Source organism: Streptosporangium vulgare (assembly GCF_042428775.1).
In the GTDB taxonomy this organism is placed as follows: domain Bacteria; phylum Actinomycetota; class Actinomycetes; order Streptosporangiales; family Streptosporangiaceae; genus Streptosporangium; species Streptosporangium vulgare.
In genome coordinates this window covers 93,500-112,388 of the sequence record NZ_JBHMBS010000013.1, presented here as the reverse complement: position 1 = coordinate 112,388, position 18,889 = coordinate 93,500, and the positions used below count along the sequence as shown (strand labels likewise).

Genomic DNA, 18,889 nt, shown 5'->3' with positions numbered 1-18,889 from the left:
CAGTCCTCGGGGGACACGTCAGACAAGAGGAGAAGAAAGTGCGTCTCACCTCACCGCGGCGTCCCGACGGCCCGTCCGGCCGTCCGCGCGCCGCCGCTCACCACCCTGCGGGCAGGACACGTCGCCGGGTCCGGGCCGGAGTGGCCGCCTTCCTGATGACACTGGGCCTGGGAGTCGTTGCACCCCCGCAGGCCCAGGCGTTTCCCGCGTCGTCCAGGCAGGCCGTCATCGACTACCTGACCTCCATCACCGGCAGGAACGTCGTCTCCGGGCAGCACAACAAGGAGCCGGCCAGCAGCCCCGGCCAGTACACCCAGCAGGTAAAGGACGTCACCGGTCAGTACCCGGGCCTGTGGGGCGGAGACCTGATGTTCCGCCCCGAAGACGTCGCCAACCGCCAGCGCGTGATCGATCAGGCCAAGACCGAATGGGCCAACGGCTCCCTCGTCGCCCTCACCTGGCACGTCTGCACGCCGACCGGGGGCAGCACCTGCCAGTTCGACGGCGGCGTGAAGACGCAGATCTCCGCCGACCAGTTCAACCAGATCGTCACCAACGGCAGCGCGCTGAACAACGCCTGGAAGCGGCGCCTGGACGAGGTCGTACCCTATCTGCAGCAGCTGAAGGACGCCGGGGTCCCGGCCCTGTTCCGCCCGCTGCACGAGATGAACGAGTCCTGGAACTGGTGGGGCAACCGTCCCGGCTCCAACGGCGGCGCCCGCCTCTACCAGATCACCCGCGACTACCTGGTCGGCAAGGGACTCACCAATCTGATCTGGGTGTGGAACGTCCAGGACAACCCCGCCGGTAACTGGGCCGCCTACTATCCCGGCTCCCAGTATGTCGACGTCGTCTCGCTGGACGTTTGGTACAAGAGCCACCCCAGCCAGAGCGACTACCAGCAGATCCAGAACATCGCCGGTTCCAAGCCGATCGCGCTGGCGGAGATGGGGAAGATGCCCAACGCCGCCCTGCTCGACGGCCAGACGCGCTGGAGCTACTTCATGCTTTGGTCGGAGCAGCTGCGTGGTGACAACAGCAACACCGAGATCCAGAACGCCTACTACCACCCGCGCGTCCTGAACCAGGGCGAGTTCGCCGTCTCCGGCGGCGGCACGCCGGCGCGGACGGGCCCGATCAGGGGTGTGGGCGGCAAGTGCGTGGACGTCGCGGCGGCGAGTTCGGCCAACGGCACGGCGGTCCAGCTGTGGGACTGCAACGGCTCCACCGCCCAGAGCTGGACGGTCGGCACCGACGGGACGGTTCGCGTACTGGGCAAGTGCATGGACGTCACCGGCGCCGGCACCGCCAACGGCACGGTGATCCAGCTGTGGGACTGCAACGGCTCCGCCGCCCAGCAGTGGCAGGCCAACTCGGCCTCCCAGCTGCGCAACCCCCTGTCCGGCCGTTGCCTCGACGCGCCCGGCGGGGCCGTCACCAACGGCAACCGGCTGCAGATCTGGGACTGCAACGCGAACGCCTGGCAGAAGTGGACCCTCCCCGCCTGACGTTCGGGTACGAGCCGGGTTCACGGCCGGGTACGAGCCCGTGTCCACAGCCGGTTACGAACCCGGGAGCCGGTTACGAACCCGGCTCCACGGCCGGGTGCGAGCCCGGTTCACGGCCGTATCTGATTCCGGTCCGATCGTGACGTTCGGGCCGGCCCACGCGGGCCGGTCCGAACGTCCTCGGCCGGAGGGCCCGGCGACGTCGAGACCTCCGGACCAGGAAGAGGGCGGGCCGGAGAGCGTGCCCGTACGGGGAACGGTCCGGTCACCCGCCGGTCCCGCCGGGTGCGGGCGCCTGGTTCCGCAGGAGCACGTTGCCCGAGATCCTGGACTCGCACAGCTTCTCCGCCTCCGGGGTGCCGGCCACGATGGTGAAGCCGGTCGGCGCCAGCCGCAGCTCCATCACCGCGGCCCGCTCGGCGACGGACAGCCCGGCGTAGCGCGCGAGCAGCTCCTCGTCGTCGAACAGGTCGGCGTCCGACAGGAACACCGGGGAGACGGGGTGGCGGCGGCCCAGGTCCAGGATCTTGCCGCCGCCGTCCCAGTTGACGCCGTTCAGCGCGACCCAGCCGATCCCGTCGAGACCCTCGAACAGGCGGGCCGCGTCGCCGAAGCGGTGGGTGCGCATGACCGGGTGCAGGTAGGCGTCGGCGTCCAGCACGTCCTGGTCGCGCGGGTCGGCGCCGGGCGCGGTGCCCGTGCCGTAGCGGCCCGCGGACCGGCCGAAACCCAGCCGGTGTACCACCGACAGGCCCTCCTCGCCGGTGTCGCCGCCCGACAGCAGCCGCACCAGCTCGCGGTCGATCAGCCGCTGGTGCTCGCCGAAGCTGTGGAACAGCCACAGGTACATCAGCCCGCCGGGCGAGAGCCGCTCGGCCAGCCAGGCCAGGCCCGCGCGGGGGTCGTCGAGGCAGTGCAGCACGCCGGTCATCACGATCAGGTCGTAGGGGCCCTCGAAGCCGTCCCCGCCGATGGCGCCGCGTACCAGCTCCACGTTGGTGAGCCCGTTGCGCTCGCGCAGCTCCTCGGCCACGTCGAGCGACGACTGCGACAGGTCCATGCCGGTGAAGTGCGCCCGGGGGTACTGCGAGGCGAGCCCGAGCAGCTGGTGCCCGGTGCCGCACCCGGCGTCCAGCACCCGCTTGCCCGCGAGGGTCTTGTCCCTGGCGACCATGCCGATGCCGAGCGCCAGGTCCAGGATCAGGTCGTCGCCGACGGTGAGCGACGGGCACGGGTAACGCTCGTACAGCTCCCTGACCTGCTCGACGGCGCTCATGGGGTGTCGATCTCCTCGTACGGGATCTCCTCGACCCGGCGGGCGAAGACCCAGTGGTGTCCCTCCAGGTCCTCGCAGGTGTAGTTGCGGTCGCCGTAGAAGCGCGTGTCCGGCTTGTCGCGGATCACCGCCCCGGCGGCCTTCGCGCGCTCGTAGTGCTCGTCCACGTCGTCCACGAACACGTACAGGCTCTGGCGCAGCTCGCCCTCGCCCTGCGGCTCGTGCTTGCGGCCGTCGCCCGTCCCGGCGAGCTGCACGACACCCTCGCCGAACGACAGCTCGGCGTGGACGACGGACCCGTCGTCGTCGTTCAGCACCTTGCGCTTTTCGAATCCGTACGCCTCGATGAGCCATTCGATGGCTTTCTCGACGTCGGAGTAGAAGATGACGGGGGTGATTCTCGGCATTCCGTCGGGTGGGGTGAGCAATTTCCTCATCTCCTTCGATCGGTGACCATGGAAACGTAACGGGACGCTACCCCGCATCCCGCCGGCGAGACGTCCCGGCGTTCACGGGTTCGGTGTTCTGCTCGGAGATCCGGCGCTCAAACTTCGGGCGCTCGGCAGGGGCGGGCCGCCGTCCGGTTCCAGGTTCGGCGGGGCGGGCCACCGTCCGACTCCAGGTGTTCGGGCGGGCCGTCCGGCCTCAGGTGTTCGGCAGGCGCAGGCCGCCGTCCAGGCGGACGACCGCCGCGTTGAGATAGCCCAGCTCGCACACGGCGCGCACCGCCCGCGCGAACTCCTCCGGCGTTCCCGGCCGGGGCGGGAAGACGATCTGCCGTTCCAGCGGGCGCCGGAACTCCGGCGGGATCGCCGCGAGCAGCGGGGTGTCGAACAAACCCGGTGACAGCGCGCACACCCGCACGCCGACCGAGGCCAGGTCGCGGGCGGCCGGCAGGGTGAGCGCCGCGACCGCGCCCTTGGAGGCGGCGTAGGCGACCTGGCCCGCCTGGCCGTCCTCGGCGGCGGCCGAGGAGGTGTTGACGACCACGCCGCGCTCGCCGTCCTCCAGCGGCTCGGTCGCGGCCATCGCGGCGGCGGCGAGGCGCATCACGTTGAAGGTGCCGACCACGTTGACCGCGAGCGCCCGCTCGAAGGTCTCCACGTCGTGCGGCCTGCCGTCGAGGCCGACCGTGCGGGCGGCGGGCGCGATCCCCGCGCAGCTCACCGCCACGCGCAGCGGCCCCGCGGCCCCGGCGGCCACCTCCACGGCGCGCTCGACGGACCCCGCGTCGGTCACGTCGGTCTCCACGAACGTGCCGCCCACCTCGTCGGCCACCCGGCCTCCCCGGCCGGCGTCCAGGTCGGCCACGACCACGTGCGCGCCGGCCTTGGCGAGCTCGCGCGCGGTGGCGGCGCCCAGCCCCCCGCCGGCCCCCGAGACCAGCGCCGTCACACCCTGCAGCTCCATATCCGTTTCGCCGCCTTTTCGCAATAGGGGACAAATGCTCTCGCTTATCCAGACATATCCTGACGCAAAATTCTGCATTCACGCTGCACCCCACAGACGTGAGGACACCATTCACATGACGATTGCCAACAGCGCGGACAATGTGCACGACCTGATCGCCCGCCGCCGGCGCGAACGAGATCGCATCCCGCGACATCCCGTGCCGGCTTCGGGGGTGCCGGTCTCCTCGACTCAGGAGCGCATCTGGTTCGGCGAGATGTTCAATCCGGGTTTCGGGTTCTACCACGTGCCCGCCACCCTGCGGCTGCGCGGTCCCCTCGACGCCGACGCCCTCGACCGGGCGCTGTGCGAGGTGATCAGGCGGCACGAGATCCTGCGCTCCACCGTCGAGGAGGTCGACGGCATGCCCGTGCAGCGCGTCGGCGACGCGCCCGCGAGCGTGCTGCGCTCCGTCGACCTGAGCGATGAGGCCGACCTGGGCGACGAGGCCGATCCCGATGTCGAGGCGGAGGCCGCGCGGATGGCCGCCGACGACATCCTGGCCCCGTTCGACCTGCGCCACGGGCCGCTCTGGCGGGCCCTGCTGCTCCGGCTGGGACCCGACGACCACGTGCTCGTGCTCACCTTCCACCACATCGTCTTCGACGACCCGTCCTTCGGCATCGTCGGACGCGAGATCGAGACCCTCTACACCGCCGCCGGCGGGCCCGCGAGCCTGCCCGACCTGGACCTGCAGTACACCGACTTCTCCGTCTGGCAGCGCGAGCGGCTGCGCACCGAGGACGTGCGCTCGCGCCTGGTCGACTACTGGCGGCGGACCCTGGACGGCGTTCCCCGCCTGCTCGACCTGCCCTCCGACCGGCCCCGGCCGCCGCACCGGCGCCGCGCGGGCCGCTTCCACCGCTCCCGGCTGTCCGGCGACGTCGTCGCCGCCGTGCGCGCGGTGGCGCGCGACGAGGGCACCACCCCGTTCACCGTGCTGCTGGCCGCCTACGGCGTGCTGCTGTCGCGCTACGCGGGCCAGGCCGACATCGTCACCGCCGTACCCGCCGCCGGGCGCATCCGGCCCGAGCTCGAAGCGCTCGTCGGGTGCTTCATCAACATCATCTGCCTCCGCCTCGACCTGCGCGGCGAGCCCACCTTCCGCGAGCTGCTGCGCCGGGTGCGCCACGCCTCCGTCGAGGGACACGACCACGAGGAGATGCCCTTCGAGGAGCTGGTGCGCGAGCTGCACCCGCAGCGGCCGCAGAGCCACACGCCGCTGTTCCAGGCCGGGCTCGGGGTGCGCGACAACGACGGGGTCTTCCTGAACCTGCCGGGCGTGCGGGCCTCGGAGTTCGTCCCCGACGTCGAGGTCTCGCACTTCGACCTGATGGTGGACTTCAGCGTCGACGGCGACGGCATGGCGGGCCTGTGGGGCTACAACGACGACCTGTTCGACCCCGGAACCGTCGAGGTCCTCGCCGAGCAGTTCGCGCTCCTGGTCGCCAAGGCCTGCGCCGACCCGGACCGGCCGGTCGGCGACCTCTCCCTTCCCCCGGCCCCCCGGCTTCCCGAGCCGGAGACCGGCGACGCAGAGAGAGCGGACGCCGTCCTGGCCGAGCGGGTGCGGCTCACCCCGGACTCGCCCGCCGTCACCACTCACGGGTCCTCCACGGGTACGTCCTCCGGGGGCGCCTCCTCCGCCGTCACGCTGACGTACGCCGAGCTCGACGCGCGTGCCGAGACCCTCGTGCCCGCCGTGCGCAGGGGAGCCGAGCCACCGTCCGCCGACAGCCCCGACCCCGCCGTCTGGCGGTACGCCCGCCTCAAGGCGGACCTCCTCGACGGCCGTACGGCGAGCGTGGCCGCCGCGCCGATCGCCGGCCTGGCCTCGCGGATCGGCCTGGGGGCCGCCGACACCGTGCTCACCTTCGCCCCGCCCGCGTCCGGCGCGTTCACCGACGCCATGCTGCTGGCACTCCTGCACGGCGCGCACCTGGTGACCGCGCCCCCCGAGGCCGCCCGCGACGCCGGACGGCTGAGGGAGCTGGTCGCGGACGCCACCGTCGTGCACGCCCCGCCCGCCGCGTGGCGGCTGCTGCTCCAGGACGGCCTGCCCGCCGACCGGCCGTTCACCGCGCTCTGCGACGCGGCCGCCACCCCGCCCGGTCTCGCGAGGGAGCTGGCCGCGGCCGTTCCCACCTGGACCCTGTACGGGGAGCGCTGGGCCGCGGCCTGCCGGGTCGACCCGCTCGCCGAACCCCGCAGGGGCGTCCTCCTCGGCGAACCCCTGGCCGGTACGCCGATCGAGGTCGTCGACCGGGCCGGGCGCCCCGGCGCCACCGGCGTGCCCGGCGAGATCCACGTCCACGGCACCGCCACCGGTGACCGAGGCCGTACCCTGCCCGACGGCTCGACGGAGCTGCTCGGCCGCTTCGACCGGATGTTCACCGTCGGCGGGTTCAGGGTGGACACCGACGAGCTGGCCCGCTCCCTGGCCGGCCGCCCCGGCGTGGCCGAGGCCGCCGTGGACGTGCGCCACGACCGGCTCGCCGCGTACGTGGTGGGGGAGGGGATCGACACCAAGGAGCTCACCGCCCACCTGCCCGAGTACCAGGTGCCCGGCTCCGTCACCGTCCTCGACTCCCTGCCCAGGACCGCCGAGGGCCGCGTCGCCCACGAGGAGCTGCCCAGCCCCGACGCCCCCGCCGACGAGGGCGGGCACGTGCCGGTCCAGGGCGGCACCGAGGAGGCCGTCGCCGGGATCTGGCGCGAGCTGCTCGGCGTGGAGGAGATCGGCGCCTCCGACGGCTTCCTCGACCTCGGCGGCCACTCGCTCACCCTGGCCAGGCTGAGCCTGCGCTACGAGGTGGCGTTCGGCGTCGAGGTGGAACTGCCCGACCTGCTGCGGCACGCCACCGTCCGCGAGCAGGCGGCGCTCGTCGACGAACGCCGCGCGCAAGCCGGCCTCACAGGAGAGGAGGCGGCGTCATGACCTCGGTAGCCGCCAGGCCGTCACCGGAGACGATCGAGGGACCGCCCAGGACACGGCTGGAGTCGCTGACCGGCCTGCGGTGGTTCGCCGCGTTCGGCGTGTTCTTCAGCCACGTCGCGATCCTGCTGCCCCTGCCCTACCTCAACGAGCTGTTCGTCCTCGGCACGGCCGGGGTGACGTTCTTCTTCGTCCTGTCCGGCTACGTCCTCACCTGGACGTTCTTCGACAGGGACACCGCGCCGAAGTTCTACTGGCGCCGCTTCGCCAGGATCTGGCCGTCGCTGCTCATCACCACCGTCGCGGCGGTCGCGCTGCTCGTCGGCGGCCAGCTCTGGCCCACCGAGGGCGGCACGTCGCTGGTGTGGTGGACGGTCGCCACGCTGCTCATGGTGCAGGCGTGGTTCCCGGCGTCGTTCCAGGGCGACACCGTGCCGCACACCGTCTCCTGGTCGCTGTCGTGCGAGGCGTTCTTCTACGCGGTCTTCCCGTTCGTGGTGCGCCCGATCGTGCGGCGTACCCTGCGGCAGATGGTTCTGATCGCCGCGGTGCTCATCGCGATCAGCATCGGCACGCGCGTGTGGCTCTGGCTGGCCAATCCGCAGCTCACCGCGGAGAACTGGTTCAGCTCGGACCTGTACTACTTCGCCACCCACTCGCCGATCTCCCGGGTCAGCGAGTTCGTGCTGGGCATCGTGATCGCCGCCGCGGTGCGCCGGGGCTGGCGCAGCCCGATCGGGCTGCGCACGGCGACCGCGATCACGGTCGGCTACTTCGCGCTGCTGTGGGCGTGGTCCTGGTCCGGCGTGTGGCAGACCGCGCTGGCCGAGACCGCCAACCGGGGCAGCATCGTGGTGTTCGCGCTGCTCATCGCGGCGGCGGCGACCAACGACCTGGCCGGTCGGCGCAGTCTGCTGAGCTCCCGCCCGCTGGTGGCGCTCGGCCAGTGGTCCTACGCCTTCTACCTGATCCACTTCCTGGTGCTCTTCCCCATCGCCAAGCACGCGTTCGGGCGGCAGTCGCTCTACGACTTCCCGCAGCCCACCTGGGCGCACCTGCCGTACGCGCTCGCCGGCCTGGTCGTCAGCGTGCTGCTGTCGTGGGGGCTGTACCGGCTGTACGAGTACCCGATCGAGAAGAGGCTGCGGGCCCTGCTGCGCCGCGAGCCCAAGGCCGCCACCCCGGCACCGGGCGCGGAACCCTCCATGTGACACGAGGGGGCGCACCGCGTCCCGCGTCTCCGGAGTACCCGGTGGAGACGCCTCCGGGACCCCGAAGACGCCTCCGGGACCCCGAAGACGCCTCCGGAGTCCCGGAGGCGTCTTCGGGGTCCCCGCGGAGGGTGGAGTGGATGCCCGCGGCCGGAGCCGTCCGCGGGTCACGCCGGGACGCCGACGCGGTGAGGAGCCTCCTCGCGGCGGGGCAGGAGCGGGACGGCGGCGAGCACGACCACGAGCATGGCGACGGCGAACCAGAAGACGCCGTGGAAGCCGGTGATCACGGGAACGGCCACCCAGACGAGGTAGACCGCGAACCCGCTCCACGGGCCCAGAGAGCCGCTGTCGCGGCCGGACACGACCAGCGAGCCGGCCGCCGCACAACGCCACCCGCTCGGCCATGCCGCTGAGTCCGAACCCCGGCACGCCGGCCTCTCTCGCCAGGCCGTCGTCGATCACCTCGACCTCCACCGCGGACGGCTCGTACGCCAGCCGCACGTCGGCCCTGGCGCTGACGGCGTGCTTGCGCGTGTTGGTCAGCGCCTCCTGGACGATCCGATAGACGGCGTGGTCAACGGCGGCGGGCAGCTCGACGGGCTCGCCGGTCACCGACAGGCCGGCGGGCAGTCCCGACGACCTGGCCTCCTCGATCAGTGCGGGCAGCCGCCCCGCGTTCACCCCCGTCGCGGCGTCCGGTCCTTCGTTGCCGTCCGCCCTGAGCACGTCGAGCAGGTGACGCATCTCCGACATCGCCTGGCGGGCCGTCCGCTCGGCGCTCCCCAGGGCGTTCCTGGCGACGTCCTGTTCGGGGGGGGGCGTGGCCCGCGCGCCGCCGACCAGGGCGTTGATCACGGTGATGTGGTGGGCGACCACGTCGTGCAGTTCCCCGGCGATACGCCGTCGCTCGGCGCGCACGGCGGCGCCGGCGGCCTCCTGCCTGCCGCGCTCGTTGAGCTCGGTCCTGAGCCGGACGAACTGGCCGATGCCCACGGGCACGAAGACGGCGAACAGGGACGCCAGCCAGCCGCCCGTCGCGGGAAGGGACATCTCCATGTCGATCGCGTAGACGACGAAGACCGTCACCGAGGTGATCAGTGTCGGGCGGCCGGTGGTGTAGCGGCCCAGGCTGTAGTACGCGACGAACGAGGGCAGGCCGAGGAAGGACAGCGACTGCGTCATGATGCCCACCACGCTCAGCGCGGCCACCAGCACGGTGGTGAGGATCGGCCGGCCACGCCTCATGAGCAGGCACAGGGAACTCGCCAGATGGAGCCCTGCGGCCATCATCACCCGTGTGTCGACCGGGACGGTCACGGAGGCCGTGCTCAGGAGCACGGAGACCACGCCCAGGAGCACCGGGGCGGAGAGCACGATCACCAGCGTCGTGTCGAAGACCCGGGGGCGTCTGAGGAAACGCGCGATCTTCATGGGGGTTCGTGCCACACGCACGCCTAAACCTTAGGCCAGGTCGCCTCGCCGTGAGCCCGGACGACGACGCGGTATCCGTGCCGGCTCTCGCCCAGGTGGGCCATCATCCTCCGCGGCGCGGGCCGGTGTCGTCGAACCCCGGCCCGGACACCCGCCGGAACGGTTCCTCCCGCACGCCGAGGAGGTCGGCGAGCCCGGCGCCCGGCTCGCGGCGTACCGGAACGGGCGGTTCGTGGCCGGCCCGTGGGCAGGGGAGGGGGCCGCGTCCGCGCGGGGGCCGGCCTACCCGAGTTCGCGCAGGGCCGAGGCGAGGCCCGCGGCGGTGGGGCGTTCCCAGAGCAGCCGGGCCGCGACCGGTCTGCGCAGGCCGCCGCGCAGGCGGCCGAGCAGCGTCACCGCGAGCCGGGAGTCGCCTCCCGACTCGAAGAAGGCGTCGTGCGGGCCCATCCCCGGCTCGTCCAGCACCCGCCGGAAGGCCTCCAGCACCTCCAGCTCCAGCCGGTCGCGCGGCTCGTCCGACCGGCTCCCCGCGCGGGCGGCCGAGGTGGCCAGCCGTCGTCGGTCGATCTTGCCCGCGGTGGTCAGCGGCAGCTCGTCCAGCACGTGCACGGTCCCCGGCACCATGTAGCCGGGCAGCCGCCCGGCCGTCCACGCCCTGGCGTCCTTCGCCGTCACCGGAGCGGGAGCGGGAGTGGGGGTGGGTTCAGGACCGGAGGCGGAGGCCGGGGTGGGTTCCGGGGAGGGGGCGCGCGAGGGTGTGGAGGGGGCCGAAGCGGAGGTGGAGGTGGATTCCGGGGTGGCGGTGGTGGCTATGTAGGCCACCAGCTGCTCGTCCTCCAGCGCCACCGCCGCGTCGTCCACGCCGGGACAGGCCCGCAGCGTCTGCTCGATCTCGCCCAGCTCGATCCGGTAGCCGCGATGCTTGACCTGGTGGTCCACCCGGCCGATGAAGTCGAGGCGGCCGTCGGGGCGCTGCCGCACCAGGTCACCGGTCCGGTAGAGCCGACCGCCGGACACCCGGGACGGCCCGCCCGGCGTCGAAGGCGAAGGCCCGCCCGACCCCGAGGAGGATGACCCGTTCGACGTCGGTAGGAATGACCCGTCCGGCCTCGAAGGGGATGGTCCGCTCGCCGTCGAAGGGGGAGGCCCGTCCGGTGCCGAGGGCGACGGCGTGCCCGGTGTCATGGGCGGTGGTCCGGCGAGGGGGACGAACCGCTCGGCGGTCAGCGCGGGCCGCCGGTGGTAGCCGCGTGCCACGCCCGCGCCGCCGACGTGCAGCTCGCCGGGCACCCCCCACGGCGCGACGCGCCCGGCGACGTCCAGCACCAGCGCGTACGCCCCCGCCATGGGCAGTCCGATCGGAGGTACGCCCTCTCCGGCCGAGCAGTCGGCGAGGGTCGCGATGACGGTCGCCTCGGTCGGCCCGTAGGCGTTGACCATGCGCCGGCCGGTACCCCAGCGCTCGACCAGCTCGGGGGTGCACGCCTCGCCGCCGGTCACCAGCACCCGCAGGCCGGGCAGCGGGTCGTCGCCGGGCAGTGTCGCGATCACCGAGGGGGGCAGCAGCACGGCGTTCACCTCGCGCTCCGACAGGCACCTGCTCAGCGCCCGGCCGACGAGGATGTTCCCGGCCTCCGGCACGCACAGGGTGCCGCCGGAGACCAGCGTGGTGAACACCTCCCACACCCAGGCGTCGAAGGTCGGCGGCGCGAACTGCAGCAGCCGCACCCCGGGCCCGATGCCCAGCTCGGGGGCGAGGGCCATGACCAGGTTGCACGCGCCGGAGTGCTCCAGCAGCACCCCCTTGGGCAGGCCGGTCGAGCCCGACGTGTAGATCATGTACGCGAGGTCGCGCGGCCCGGCCCGGCCGGGCTCGGCGGTCCTGGCGGGGTCGCGCCGGTCGAGGTCGAGACGGCGCCCCCCGCCCTGCGGCAGGCCGTCCAGGATCTCCCCGGTGCTCACCAGGACGGTCGCCGCCGCGTCGGACAGCAGGTACTCCAGCCTGGGGGCCGGTTGCGACGGGTCGAGCGCCAGGAAGGCGCCGCCCGCGTACAGCACTCCGGCCACGACCGTGACCAGACGGGCCGAGCGCGGCAGGCAGATCGCGACCACACCGCCGGGGCCGACCCCCTCGGCGGCGAGCCATCCGGCCAGCTCCCTGGCGCGTTCGTCCAGCTCGCGATAGGTGAGCCGTCCGTCGTCCCCGTCCACGGCCGTCGCGTCCGGGGTGCGCCCGGCCTGGGCGGCGATGAGCGCGGCCAGGGTGGACTCCGGGGAGTCCAGGTCCACCGCCGCGGGCGGGCCCGCGATCGGGCCCGAGCGGTCGTCGAGCGGCAGGTCGAGCACCGGCCGCCCGGGGGAACGGGCCATCTCGCCGAGCAGCCGGGTCAGGCGGGCGGCCATCAGCTCGATCGTGGCGTGGTCGAAGACATCGGTGGCGTAGGTCAGGGTCGCCGGGAACCGGTCGCCTTCCCGGTCACCTTCCCCGGCCCCGTCTCCGTCGCCTTCCCCGTTCCAGGTCCCGGTCCCGTTCTCGCTTCGGGTCGGGGTCCGGGCTCCGTCGCCCTCCCCGGTCCCGGTCTCAGTCCCGGTCCCGGTCCCGGTCCCGGCGACGGTCCCGGCCGGTGTGTCCGCGGTGAGGCGCAGGTCCAGGTCGCAGGCCGTCCGCCGGGCCGCGGGCTCCCGGTCGCCGAGCGGTTCGAGGCGCAGGCCCGCCGCCTCGTGCGCGGCGGGACGGGGGACGACGCCGTACGCCACGTCGAACAGCGCGCCCCGGCTGGGGTCGCGGGGCGGGGCGACGGCGGTGGCCAGGTCCTGCAGCGGCAGCCGATGCCGCCAGGCGTCGTCCGCGGTCCGGTCCAGGCGGGCGGCGAACGTGGTGAGGTCCGGGTCGCCGGACAGGTCCACGGGCAGGGGGACGAGGTCGTCCAGCGGCCCCGCCGTCCCGGCGAACTCGTTCGGCTCCCCGCCGAGCAGCCCCGAGACACGGCCGGGGGCGTGCACGCCGACCGTGAAGCGCTCCTGGCCCGAGCAGCGCGCCAGCAGGACGGCGAACGCCGCCAGCACCGCCTGGGCGGGGACGCCCAGCTCGGGCGGTACGGTCACCTCGAAGTGGTGCGCCCCGCCCGCGCCGGAGCGGCGCCCGGGGCGGGGCCGGTCGGTGGCCACCTCCAGCGGCGGCACGTCCCGCAACGCCTCGCGCCAGAACTCCCGCCTGTCCCCGTCCGCCACCTCGGGGCCGGTGCCCGGGGCCGAGGCGGGTACGCGGGGTGTGCCGGGCAGGTGGGGGGAGCCGTCCTCGGCCCGGGCCCGGTACAGCTCGGCCAGGTCGGCGGCGAGCACGGCGACCGAGCCCCCGTCCGCGACGCACGGGTGCATGCGCAGCACCAGCACGTGCTCCTCGGGGCCGAGCTCCAGCAGGGAGACGCGGGCGAGCGGCCCCGTCACCGGATCGAACGGCCGGCTCTCCACCTCGGCCAGCGCCGGGCCGAGCCTGTCCGGTTCGACCGGCACCGCGCGCGGCGCGGGCAGCGCCCCGGCCGACACCACCGGGCGGGGGCCGTCCCCCCGGGTGGGCAGGGCCCAGCGCAGCACCTCGTGCCGCTCGGCCAGGTCGCCGAGCGCCGAGCCCAGCGCCTTGTCGTCGAGGGGGCCGGTCAGCCGCAGCCGCAGGGAGATCCCGTCCGGTACGGCGTCGCCGCGGATCCGGTGTTCCAGCCAGGCCCGTTCCTGGGCGGGCGAGAAGAGTCTCACTGGTTGCCTCCGGGCAGGTTCAGGCGGAGCCACTCCAGCTCCTGCTCGATCATGCTCTGGAAGTTCGCGGGGGAGATCATCGAGTACGGCATGTGCGCCTCGCCCCAGTAGCTGACCAGCCGCACCTTCTTGGCCTGCCTGGCCAGCGCGGTGTACATCTCCTCCGAGCCGGTGTGGGTCAGGTAGTCACGTTCGCCGTGCAGCATGAGCACCGGCGTCTTGATCTTGCCCGCGTGCAGGAGCGGGCTGTTGCGCACGTACTTCTGCGGGTCCTCCCACGGGGGCTTGCCCAGCCCGAACTCGAACGCCGGGTCCTCGATGTAGGCGGGCGCGAACCACTCCTGGGCGCGCGGCGTGTAGCGGAAGCGGGAGTCGAACACGCCGTAGCTGCTGATCACGTCGGAGAAGCCGGAGATCGCGATCGCCGCCTTGAAGCGGTCGGTCTGCGTGACGAGGCTGTGCACGTTGTAGGAGCCGAAGGAGTGTCCCAGCACCGCCAGCCGCTTCGGGTCGGCCACGCCCTCGTCGATCGCGGCGTCCACCGCGTTCATGATCGGCTTGGTGGGCCACGTCATCGGCTCGGCCGCGGCCTTCCCCTCGGGGCGGGGGATCGAGGGGACGAGCACGGCGTAGCCGCGGGCCGCGAGGAACTGCAGGGTGAGGTAGCTCGGGTTGTTCACCTTGAACTCCGGCACGTCCTCCAGCGTGGAGACGATCCGGGTGCCGTACACGTTGACCACGAGCGGGTGGCGCTGCCCGTCGCGGTGGCCCGGCGGCAGCAGCAGCGCGCCGGTGAGCTTCTCCCCGTTCGCGCCCTTGTAGGTGATGAGCTCGCGCTTCGGGGGGGTCACCTGGGCGAGGTGGCCGTTCAGCGAGAGCCGCTGGGTGTGGCGGCCCGCGTGGGAGGTCCACAGCGCGGTGCCCTGGTCGCCGCCCGCGCCGAAGACCGCGGTGCGGTTCGCGGGGGAGTACCCGGCGACGCCCGCCTCGGGGTGGGGAAGGGGGAGCGGGGTCAGCACGGGAGAGGCGCCGGGGGCCAGCTCGTACAGGCCGCCCTTGGCGTCGCGTGCCAGCACCAGGGGGAAGTCGCGGTCGAGGCGGGGGTTGGCCGGTTCGGCGCCGCCCCGGTCGGTGGGCCGCACGCCGTTGCGCCGCACGCCGTCGTCCAGCGGCCAGGCCAGCTCCGCCAGCGGGGCGGCGCCGGTCGCCTTCAGGTCGCGCGCCTGCCCGGTGCGCGGGTCGATCAGCCAGGCGCGCCCGTCGGCCACGCCCAGCACGCCGCCGGGCACCGGCACCAGCTCCAGCGGCGGGACCTTGAACCGCGAGGTCAGGTCGCGCGGCGCGGCGGCCGGGTCGGCGGGGTCGAACGCCCACCAGTCCTGGCGGGCCATCGGGTTCGCGGCGTCGGCGACCTTTAATCCGCGGACCAGCGGGGTGCCCGCGCCCCACAGCAGGCCGGTGGCCACCAGCCGGTCGGCGGCGAGCGGCGCGGCCTTCCCCCCGGTGGCGGGGACGAGGTAGGCGGTGAACGGGTCGGGCGTCTCGGGGGTGGCCTTGCCGACGATCAGCAGCCGGGAGCCGTCGGCGGCCCAGCGGGGCTGCACGGTGACCGAGGGGCTCGGCACGTCGTCGATCACGCGCGGCTGCCCGCCGGAGGCGGAGGCGATCGCCAGCTGGGTGCGCCGTTCCATGATGCGCTTGAGCTGCCCGTCGACCGCCGGGGTGGGGCCGAGGTCGTCCACCCGGGCGATGTTCCGCCCGGTCGGGTCGGCCACCAGGTTGCCCGCCGTGTAGGTGCGGGCCGGGCCCGCAGAGGTGAGCTTCCCGGTGACGGCGTCGACGACGACGATCTCCTCGTCCAGCTTGTCCTGGCCCTGGGTCATGGAGCTGTCGAGGACGGAGGCGGTGGTCTCCTTGCCCTTCTCGACCTTGGCCCACGACTTCGGGGCGACGCGCTGGGCCTCCAGCCACTGCCCGTACTCCAGCGTCCACCGGCCGGCGTTCACCATCGGGGCTATCACCCGCCGCGCGTCCAGCCACTGGATCAGGTAGCCCGAGGCGTTCGTCATCGTCTGCACCCCGCGCGGGGTCAGCTTGCGGGTCTCGCCCGTCTCGCGGTCCCACACGTGCAGGAACACGTCGTCGCCGCCCCGGGTGGAGGCGAAGGCCAGCATGCGCCCGTCGGGCGACCACACCGGGTTGTAGTGGCCGGTGCCGTCCTTCGCGCCGTGCGTCACGTCGCGTGCCGGTCCCTCGCCGTCGGCTATCCAGATGTCCGCGCGCTCGTTTCCGTCGACGAATGATGCGCCATATCTGCTCGACTCGCTCGGCCCGCGTTTCACGACCGCCGCCACCGCTTTACCGTCGGGGGACGGGACGACCTGACCGAGTTTCCTCGTGGTCATGAAGTCCTGCATCGTGAACGGCCGCGCGGCCCCCGCGGCGGCTGGTCGTTCCGCCACCGGGGAAGCCGGTGGCGAAGCGCCTCCCACCAGGGCGGCGGCCGTGAGCAACGACAGGACGAGCTTGACACGTAGCACCATGGGAGGACGATAACCATGTCGCCGGAAACGCGGAAAAACGCTCGAACGGGTCTCCGGTGGGCGGCCTATAATCCCGCCCTCGCCTTAATCTGGCGGCCGCGGGTCAATCAGGGTCGCCCGCCGGTAATCGACCTCGTCCCACCGCCAATCGGGCCTGCCCCTAATGCAGGCCTTCGCCAATCAGGCCCCCGCCAATCGGGTCATCCCGCTAATCGGGTCATCCCGCCGGCGAGATGACTTCTGCCGGAAAATTCTCCGAGGAATGGGAAGTTCCTAAATGACTGATGTCGATCTGGCCGATGCCGATCTGCACGTCGGCGACAGACCCCACGAGGTCTTCCGCCACCTGCGAGACAACGACCCGCTCTACTGGAACCCCGACGGCAAGGAGCCCGGCTTCTGGTCGGTCACCCGGTACGAGGACTGCGTGAACGTCCAGAAGGACCCCCGGACGTTCAGTTCCAACCAGACCAACACCCTCGGCCCGCACCGCAACACCGGTGACCAGGGCTCCGGAAAGATGATCAACACGACGGACCCGCCCCGGCACACCGAGCTGCGCAAGCTGGTCAACAAGTGCTTCACCCCCCGGGCGATCGCCGCCCTGGAGCCGTACCTGCGCTCGGTCGTGAGGGACGTGTTCGCCGACGCGCTGGAGCAGGGGGAGTGCGACTTCGCCACCGTCGTGGCGGCCCTGCCCGTCGCGGGCATCTCCGCGCTGCTGGACGTGCCGCGCCAGGACTGGGACCTGATGCTCAGGCTCACCTCCACGGCGTTCGGCTCGCACGACAGCGAGTACCAGATGACCTCCGACGTGCGCGCCAACGCCGCCCAGGCGCACGGCCAGCTCCTGCTGTACTGCCAGGGCCTGGTGGAGAAGCGCCGCAAGTCGCCCGGCGACGACATCGTGAGCCTGCTCGCCCGCTCCCAGGACGCGGGGGTGCTGAGCGAGGAGGAGTGCCTGCTCTTCTTCGACGTGCTGATGCTCGGCGGCAACGAGACCACCCGGCACGCCGCAGTCGGCGGGCTGCTCGCCTTCATGGAGCACCCCGACCAGTGGGACCGGCTGCGCAAGGAACCCGAGCTGGTGCCCAACGCGGTGGGCGAGCTGCTGCGCTGGACCTCGCCCAGCCGGCACGTGCTGCGCCGCGCCGCCCGCGAGACCGAGCTGCACGGCAAGACCATCCACGCGGGCCAGGACGTCGTCATCTGGCACACCTCCGCCAACCGCGACGAGCGCGTGTTCGACTCCCCCGAGGTGTTCGACGTCGGGCGGCCGCGCAGCTCCCGCAGCGGGCACGTCGCGTTCGGCTCCGGGCCGCACTTCTGCCTGGGAGCCGCCCTCGCCGAGCTGGAGCTCACCGTCTTCCTGGACGAGCTCGCGAACTCGGTGTCGGGGGCGGAGCTGCTCGGGCCGCCCGACTATCTGCGCTCTCCCGTCATCAACGGCGTCAAGCACGTCCAGGTTCGGCTCCATCCCATGGGGTAGAAGCGTCGACCATGAACTCACTCACCTGGGATCAGGTCCACGCGCGGCGGCTGGCCCGCCACCATCTCGTGAAACCCGTCTCCGGCGACCTGCGCAAACCCGTGCGCGACGTGTGCGGGGTGCAGTCGCAGGTCGCCGCAGCGGCCGAGCTGGCCATCGGGTCACGGGTGAAGGACGCCACGCAGGAGCAGGTGCGCGCCGAGCTGTACGACAAGAAGCGCCTCGTCAAGACGTACAGTCTGCGCGGCACCCTGCACGTGCACGCCGCCGACGAGCTGGCGCTGTGGATGGCGGCCATGCGCTGGAAGCCCTACTGGCGCGCCAAGGACAGCTGGCACGCCCACCACGGGCTCACCGCCAAGCAGGGCGAGGCGTTCGTCGACGCGGTCCGCGAGGCGCTGGACGGTGAGTGCCTCACCCGCGAGGAGCTGGCCAGGGAGGTCTCCGGGCACGTCGGCGCGTGGGCCAAGGACAAGCTCGCCTCCAACTGGGGCGAGCTGCTGCGTCCCGTCGCCTACCTCGGGGTGCTCTGCTTCGGGCCGGTGCGGGGCGCCAAGGTCACCTACGTCAGGCCCGACCGGTGGGCGGGGCTGAAGACCGAGGTCAAGGACCAGCCCGACCCCGAGGAGTCGGCGATGGAGATCGTGCGCCGCTACCTGCGCGCGTACGGTCCCGCCACCCACCAGGACCTGGCCCGCTGGTTCGCGCTCAGGCCGCCCGAGGCGCGCGAGGCGCTGGAGTCGCTCGGCGACGAGATCGCCCAGGTCGAGGTCGAGGGGCGCAAGGCGTACGTCCTCGCCGCCGACGAGGGGCGCTGGCCGTCGGATCCGAGCTGCGTGCGGCTGCTGCCGCAGTACGAGGCGTACGTCCTCGGCAGCGGCCCCAAGGAGGTCGTCGTGCCCAAGGACACCGCCGCCCGCGTCTTCGAGCACGGCCGGGGCAGGTACGAGGGCGCGGTCGCCCACCAGATCATGCTGGTCGACGGGGTCGTCTCCGGGATGTGGGAGCGCAGGGAGAGGGGCGGCAAGGTCGAGATCAAGCTGGAGTCGTTCGTCAAGCTCGACTCGGGCCAGACCAAGGAGCTGGAGAAGGAGGTCGAGCGCGTCGGCCGTTTCTACGGCGCCGAGGCCACCCTGTCCACGGGCAAGCTCGTCGGCAAGAAGCGCTGAGTCCCTTCCGGGGCGCCCGTTGACCGTCGGCCCGCTCGGTTCCTTCCGGGGCGTCCGCTGACCGTCGGCCCGGCGGGCACGTTCGGACGGGGGGAGCCCGTCCGGGACCCCCGCCCGTCGGT

11 protein-coding genes and 1 pseudogene are annotated in these 18,889 nt (G+C 72.9%); 5 read left to right on the top strand and 7 right to left on the bottom strand.

Features of this window, described 5'->3' with window-relative positions; translation table 11 throughout:
- The first annotated feature begins 38 nt into the window (after positions 1-38).
- Positions 39-1,508 carry a glycosyl hydrolase gene (locus ACFFRH_RS26215; RefSeq protein WP_386160268.1) on the top strand — a complete coding sequence of 490 codons (1,470 nt, stop codon included), beginning with the start codon at positions 39-41 and terminating at the stop codon, positions 1,506-1,508.
- Positions 1,509-1,773: 265 nt separating this feature from the next.
- Here ACFFRH_RS26215 and ACFFRH_RS26210 read toward each other — a convergent pair whose 3' ends face one another.
- The 3 genes from ACFFRH_RS26210 to ACFFRH_RS26200 form a co-directional block, all read right to left on the bottom strand.
- Positions 1,774-2,784 (bottom strand): class I SAM-dependent methyltransferase, encoded by a 1,011-nt coding sequence (locus ACFFRH_RS26210; RefSeq protein ID WP_386160266.1) that lies wholly within the window; start codon positions 2,782-2,784, stop codon positions 1,774-1,776.
- Positions 2,781-3,221 (bottom strand): VOC family protein, encoded by a 441-nt coding sequence (locus ACFFRH_RS26205; protein ID WP_386160264.1) that lies wholly within the window; start codon positions 3,219-3,221, stop codon positions 2,781-2,783. The genes ACFFRH_RS26210 and ACFFRH_RS26205 overlap by 4 nt, the downstream gene beginning before the upstream one ends.
- A 208-nt stretch (positions 3,222-3,429) precedes the next feature.
- Complete coding sequence (locus ACFFRH_RS26200; RefSeq protein WP_386160262.1) at positions 3,430-4,194, bottom strand: SDR family NAD(P)-dependent oxidoreductase; 765 nt, start codon at positions 4,192-4,194, stop codon at positions 3,430-3,432.
- Between the two features lie 115 nt (positions 4,195-4,309).
- Here ACFFRH_RS26200 and ACFFRH_RS26195 point away from each other — a divergent pair, with 115 nt between their 5' ends.
- Complete coding sequence (locus tag ACFFRH_RS26195) at positions 4,310-7,171, top strand: condensation domain-containing protein (protein ID WP_386160260.1); 2,862 nt, start codon at positions 4,310-4,312, stop codon at positions 7,169-7,171.
- Positions 7,168-8,379 (top strand): acyltransferase family protein, encoded by a 1,212-nt coding sequence (locus tag ACFFRH_RS26190; protein WP_344745299.1) that lies wholly within the window; start codon positions 7,168-7,170, stop codon positions 8,377-8,379. Before ACFFRH_RS26195 ends, ACFFRH_RS26190 begins: the two co-directional genes overlap by 4 nt.
- Positions 8,380-8,546: 167 nt before the next feature.
- On the opposite strand, the gene ACFFRH_RS26185 is transcribed toward ACFFRH_RS26190, so the two are convergent.
- From ACFFRH_RS26185 to ACFFRH_RS26170, 4 genes and pseudogenes are all read right to left on the bottom strand, one after another.
- Positions 8,547-8,744, bottom strand: coding sequence for a hypothetical protein (locus ACFFRH_RS26185; protein WP_344745298.1), 198 nt, complete (start codon positions 8,742-8,744; stop codon positions 8,547-8,549).
- Between the two features lie 361 nt (positions 8,745-9,105).
- Positions 9,106-9,432 (bottom strand): annotated as a pseudogene (locus ACFFRH_RS26180) (histidine kinase); the annotation flags it as partial.
- A gap of 663 nt (positions 9,433-10,095) precedes the next feature.
- Positions 10,096-13,566 carry a non-ribosomal peptide synthetase gene (locus ACFFRH_RS26175; protein WP_386160258.1) on the bottom strand — a complete coding sequence of 1,157 codons (3,471 nt, stop codon included), beginning with the start codon at positions 13,564-13,566 and terminating at the stop codon, positions 10,096-10,098.
- Complete coding sequence (locus tag ACFFRH_RS26170) at positions 13,563-16,109, bottom strand: S9 family peptidase (protein WP_344745295.1); 2,547 nt, start codon at positions 16,107-16,109, stop codon at positions 13,563-13,565. The genes ACFFRH_RS26175 and ACFFRH_RS26170 overlap by 4 nt, the downstream gene beginning before the upstream one ends.
- Before the next feature lie 277 nt (positions 16,110-16,386).
- Here ACFFRH_RS26170 and ACFFRH_RS26165 point away from each other — a divergent pair, with 277 nt between their 5' ends.
- Positions 16,387-17,598 carry a cytochrome P450 gene (locus tag ACFFRH_RS26165; protein ID WP_344745294.1) on the top strand — a complete coding sequence of 404 codons (1,212 nt, stop codon included), beginning with the start codon at positions 16,387-16,389 and terminating at the stop codon, positions 17,596-17,598.
- Between the two features lie 11 nt (positions 17,599-17,609).
- On the top strand, positions 17,610-18,767 hold the full coding sequence (locus ACFFRH_RS26160) for a winged helix DNA-binding domain-containing protein (protein ID WP_344745293.1): 1,158 nt from the start codon (positions 17,610-17,612) through the stop codon (positions 18,765-18,767).
- The last annotated feature ends 122 nt before the right edge of the window (positions 18,768-18,889 follow it).

Bases quoted from the DNA above. Each gene is read 5' to 3' on its own strand.
- ACFFRH_RS26210 (WP_386160266.1), bottom strand. From the start codon at position 2,784: ATGAGCGCCGTCGAGCAGGTCAGGGAGCTGTACGAGCGTTACCCGTGC.
- ACFFRH_RS26205 (WP_386160264.1), bottom strand. From the start codon at position 3,221: ATGAGGAAATTGCTCACCCCACCCGACGGAATGCCGAGAATCACCCCC.
- ACFFRH_RS26200 (WP_386160262.1), bottom strand. From the start codon at position 4,194: ATGGAGCTGCAGGGTGTGACGGCGCTGGTCTCGGGGGCCGGCGGGGGG.
- ACFFRH_RS26195 (WP_386160260.1), top strand. From the start codon at position 4,310: ATGACGATTGCCAACAGCGCGGACAATGTGCACGACCTGATCGCCCGC.
- ACFFRH_RS26190 (WP_344745299.1), top strand. From the start codon at position 7,168: ATGACCTCGGTAGCCGCCAGGCCGTCACCGGAGACGATCGAGGGACCG.
- ACFFRH_RS26170 (WP_344745295.1), bottom strand. From the start codon at position 16,109: ATGGTGCTACGTGTCAAGCTCGTCCTGTCGTTGCTCACGGCCGCCGCC.
- ACFFRH_RS26165 (WP_344745294.1), top strand. From the start codon at position 16,387: ATGACTGATGTCGATCTGGCCGATGCCGATCTGCACGTCGGCGACAGA.
- ACFFRH_RS26160 (WP_344745293.1), top strand. From the start codon at position 17,610: ATGAACTCACTCACCTGGGATCAGGTCCACGCGCGGCGGCTGGCCCGC.